The 4,122-nt window shown below is 54.6% G+C and carries 5 protein-coding genes; 4 read left to right on the top strand and 1 reads right to left on the bottom strand.

What is annotated here, in order from left to right:
- Positions 1-408: 408 nt before the first annotated feature.
- The 3 genes from BKX98_RS16530 to BKX98_RS17305 are packed head-to-tail and all read left to right on the top strand — an operon-like array spanning position 409 to position 1,800.
- On the top strand, positions 409-609 hold the full coding sequence (locus BKX98_RS16530) for a helix-turn-helix transcriptional regulator (protein WP_073708055.1): 201 nt from the start codon (positions 409-411) through the stop codon (positions 607-609).
- Positions 606-1,037, top strand: coding sequence for a HipA N-terminal domain-containing protein (locus tag BKX98_RS17300; protein ID WP_233125413.1), 432 nt, complete (start codon positions 606-608; stop codon positions 1,035-1,037). The genes BKX98_RS16530 and BKX98_RS17300 overlap by 4 nt, the downstream gene beginning before the upstream one ends.
- A 43-nt stretch (positions 1,038-1,080) precedes the next feature.
- Complete coding sequence (locus BKX98_RS17305) at positions 1,081-1,800, top strand: type II toxin-antitoxin system HipA family toxin (RefSeq protein ID WP_233125414.1); 720 nt, start codon at positions 1,081-1,083, stop codon at positions 1,798-1,800.
- A gap of 18 nt (positions 1,801-1,818) precedes the next feature.
- Here BKX98_RS17305 and BKX98_RS16540 read toward each other — a convergent pair whose 3' ends face one another.
- Positions 1,819-2,205 carry a MepB family protein gene (locus BKX98_RS16540; RefSeq protein WP_083587014.1) on the bottom strand — a complete coding sequence of 129 codons (387 nt, stop codon included), beginning with the start codon at positions 2,203-2,205 and terminating at the stop codon, positions 1,819-1,821.
- 786 nt (positions 2,206-2,991) lie between these two features.
- Here BKX98_RS16540 and BKX98_RS16545 point away from each other — a divergent pair.
- Entirely contained in the window at positions 2,992-3,888 is an 897-nt protein-coding gene (locus tag BKX98_RS16545) for a MerR family transcriptional regulator (protein ID WP_073708056.1), read from the top strand.
- Positions 3,889-4,122 lie beyond the last annotated feature (234 nt).

The raw sequence follows: 4,122 nt of genomic DNA on the forward strand, positions 1-4,122 counted from the left end.
CTCACCTGTTTAACCCGCAGGAGTGCGGCCAGGTGCTATTGCCTGGCCTGTTCGTGTTTAAGGGGGTTTGGCCGCTGGCCGCTTCTGTTCTGCTCCAGATGGGGCTGGTATTGGGGTGCAGTGCCAGCCTTGACGACTAGGCATCCCTAATGCGAGGTGCGCTTGACGCTACCAAGCAGCTAACGCCGCTTGGAGCTGCTGTGGCTCGTCTTGAGAGATCCGCCGAAGATTCTCCGCCCGATTGCATCTCCAAGGAATCGGTAAGTTCCTGCCTTTTGAAGTGTCTGGACCCTGGATCCTTTCGCTGGCCTACGATATCGGTAAGTTGTTGCCGATTCGTGTCTCATGATGAATGATAGAGAGCAGGATATTGCCAATCGGCGAAATGCTGCCGGAAGAGGATCATTCATGAATTCAGCGATAGAGCTCGGATCCGAATTGCAGCGTGCTAGAAAGCAGAATGGACTGACACAGGAACAGCTAGCTGAGCTGGCTGGGATCTCAGAACGCACGTTGCGCTCCATAGAACGGGGTGCGGGGAATCCCTCCATTGAAGCGGTACTCTCCGTAGCGAATGTACTGGGCCTTCGAATTAGCGTGGCCAAATGACGCCGCAACTCCAGGAGCTCAAGCTTGTTGCCAAGGCTGATGTCTACTGCAACGAGATCCTGGCCGGTTCTCTGACCAGACAATTCGATGGCAGCGTTGTCTTTGCCTATGACGAGGTCTATCTAGCTGATTGTGGCTTGTCCATTGCAACTTCTTTACCAGTTTCAGCGAGGCAGTTTGTTGGTCCCGGGGGCGCCTTGCCGTCGTTCTTCTCGGGCCTGTTGCCCGAAGGTCATCGTCTCACGGTACTAAAGGATGCAACTAAGACCAGCATCTCTGACGAACTGTCCCTGCTGATGGCTGTCGGCTCTGATACGCCAGGCAATGTACGTGTCGTTCCCGCCGGATCGGCATTGGAACAAACTCCCGTGGTTGCTGAATTCAGCAGCACAGCCGAACTCGACTTGTCGGTCCTCGCACGCACTTAAGATCGGCACGCCTACCTGGTGTGCAGGACAAGATCAGCGCACCATGCTGACAACACCAGTGGAATTCAAAAGCAGCGCCTATCTGCTCAAGCTTGATCCTCGAGATCATCCGCATCTGGTCGATAACGAGGCGCTTCACTTGAAGGCGGCACGAATGCTCAAGCTTCCGGTCGCCAACAATCGGCTCGTACTGGATTCCACTGGGAGACCGGGGCTGCTGGTCGAGAGATTCGATCGCAAGGCTGCCTCGGAAGCGGATAATCCAACCCGTTTGGCGTTGGAAGATGCGATGCAGGTATTGGATCTTTTCCCGGCAAGCAAGTATGCAGTGAGCACGGATCAAGTTATTGAGGCTTTAGCCCTGCAGTGCCAGGCCCCGGTGCTCGCGAGGCGGAATCTGTACTTGCAGTTTGTCGTTGCCTGGCTAACCGGCAACGGTGACTTGCATGGAAAGAACGTCTCGATTCTGGCCGACGAGCATGGGCGGTTTAGCGTAGCGCCCATCTATGACATCCCCTGTACCTTGATCTACGGCGATGACACGATGGCATTGACTATTGCCGGCAGGACTAAGAATCTAAAGAAGAGGCACTGGGTGGAGCTCGCAAAATTGCTCGGATTGGCTGACCGTGCGGCTCACTCGGCGAACCAGTTAGCGTTGAAAGCGGCATCAACTGTCAATCTGAGGGAATTGCCCTTTGACGGTTCACCTTTGCATGGTGCACAACGAGAACTCAGATTCCGGCACATGGAGCTGCAATAGCTGTCTGAGTCCATTCAGTTAGTCCGCGAGCAAATTGAACGCAGGCAACTGGCTATCCTGGGTCTTCCTCGCTTGCCCACTAAGCCCAACTGTCCATGATGGATAGATCCGGAAACCACGTTTGCCTGGATCTGAAGCTGACGCGTAGATGCCCAAATGCTCGAGCTGCTGTTGAGTAAAACGGAAGATGCCAAAGCTGCTGGCTCCCTCGATATAGACCATAACTCCGCGGAGTTCTTCTTCATACTTGTAAGGTGCAGTAGTTCCAGTTTCGTCACGATGCCATATGGCCACGAACCCACCTGACTTTGTTGGCGTGATCCTTGCAGTCCTAATTCGCCAGAGCTGTCCGTCGATCTCAGCTACCGCGGCCTGATAATCGCTTTGCTGCTCTTCGGGAATCACTTTGCTATACGTTCTTGCCAGTGAGTCGGCAATAGCGTTCTAATGCTGTGAACTGCATGGACTTCATCCTATTTTCGATAGTCCATCTTGTGGAGTGGCAGCGATCCAAGTGAAGGACACGGATTCATTCGGCTTCAGGGGTTACTGCTGTTCACCGTATCCGAGCATGGTGCCTATGCGGAACTGCCAGTTCTGAGTTGGTGCCGCTGGTCAAACCCGACTGCCCCGGGCCGCCATTAGGGTGCAACTGCTGCGCCGACTGGACGACGCTTCGATTCAGCGTGCACCAACACCGGTTCTCAGAGGGCTGGGTACTGCTCCTGGATGTATCAGGGGATCAGAAACTGGTGTTGTCCCAGAGATGGCTGCTGCGATCATCTATGCGATAAGGATGCAAGGCTCGTTCATGTTGCCACGGGTGCTCACCGACCTGATCGACGATACGGGCAGACCCAGGCGAAGATGACCGAGTAGTTGCAAGGACACTGGACCCACAATGGGTGGGACGGCTCTGGAGGCAAGGGCACCAACTGGTGCTGCTAAGCGGTCACCGCGTACCGGAGGTACTCGATGAGCACCTCGTGGCAGTAGCCAAGTTCCGGGCAGGCATAGATCTCCTTTGCGTCCTATGTGGATAGCGCGAATTCATGGACGGTCGATCGAACTTGACGCACCGAGGACCTCTAAGTTCCGTCAAAAATTAATGCTCAATCCATCAAGTCATATTCGAACAGAAGTGCCGCACGTGTTTGACCCTCCGGTAAGCGGAGGGACCATGATGGAAACATGTTTACTATCGGAGAATTCGCTCAACTAACCGACATCACAGTCAAAGCACTTCACCACTATGACGAGGTGGGATTGCTCCATCCGGCAGAAGTCGATCCAGCCACTCGATACCGCCGTTACGCAGCGGAGCAGGTGAGACAGGCGCTGCTAATCCGCGCACTTCGCGATGCAGACGTTCCTTTGAACGAGTTAGCCGATGTTATTGACGAGACTAGTGCCGTTGCGGCTCTTGAGCGTCATCGAGCCAATCAGATAGCAGCGCGTCAGGCCCAAGACCTTGCACATCAGCGCGCCGGCGAAGTAATCAAGTCACTGGCAGCGAGGACTCGAATTGAGGATCGGGACGTAGCGGCGCAACCGTTTATTGGTGCAGTCATCTCCCTGGATGAATCCGTCGAAGACGATCATGCAGGGATCGAAGCTAGGTTCGGCGCCCTGCATGCCAGAGCATTGCAACTTGGTGGACAGCCAACCGGGGAGCTATGGACAACATTGCGTACCTCAGATCGTGAAACTCTTGAGATGGTGATTTGCCTAGCTGTCGATAGACCACTGGAAGTTGCAGTAGCGGATCCCGCACACGTGCTAGGGGAACTCCCTATCCGACGTGAGATCGTGGCCTCTTGGATAAGCGACCAGGCCGATCTTGTCGATGGAGTGCTCCATCCGGTGATAGTAAGCATTCTGGAGGAGCTTGAAGCCCGCGGGCTAACCACGAAGCTGGACAGCATTCGGCAAATCAACAAACCCCACGGTGGAATAGAGGTCGCTGTCGCCTTGCCGGCGGTAGACCGTCCCCGGCCCCAGACAAGTCTGACGGAGGCGCGAAAGGGCAGCGCGGATCATGGTGGAGTTCGGGAAGACGCCGGCAGCAGGGTGCTCGGAAATCATTGATATTTTCAGCGATGGGTAATTTCTCGGTGTTGAAACAGGTCTCTGAAATTAAGTGGGCACGGTCACCCGACAAAACCACCCCGCCGATTTGCAGCACCCCGCAAACCCGTGTATAGTTTTTCCTTGTCGCCGAGAACAAAACGGAAGAAATAACCGGATGTGAAACGGCGGCAGAACCCCAGAAAATCAAGGTTTTTCCACAGTCTTGTGGATAAGGAATTGAAAAGAATGGGA

The sequence above is a fragment of the Glutamicibacter sp. 0426 genome (assembly GCF_001906485.1).
GTDB lineage: Bacteria > Actinomycetota > Actinomycetes > Actinomycetales > Micrococcaceae > Glutamicibacter > Glutamicibacter nicotianae.

What these genes read in the sequence shown, in the direction of transcription:
- BKX98_RS16530 (WP_073708055.1), top strand. Translation starts at nt 409, where the DNA reads ATGAATTCAGCGATAGAGCTCGGATCCGAATTGCAGCGTGCTAGAAAG.
- BKX98_RS17305 (WP_233125414.1), top strand. Translation starts at nt 1,081, where the DNA reads ATGCTGACAACACCAGTGGAATTCAAAAGCAGCGCCTATCTGCTCAAG.
- BKX98_RS17300 (WP_233125413.1), top strand. Translation starts at nt 606, where the DNA reads ATGACGCCGCAACTCCAGGAGCTCAAGCTTGTTGCCAAGGCTGATGTC.
- BKX98_RS16545 (WP_073708056.1), top strand. Translation starts at nt 2,992, where the DNA reads ATGTTTACTATCGGAGAATTCGCTCAACTAACCGACATCACAGTCAAA.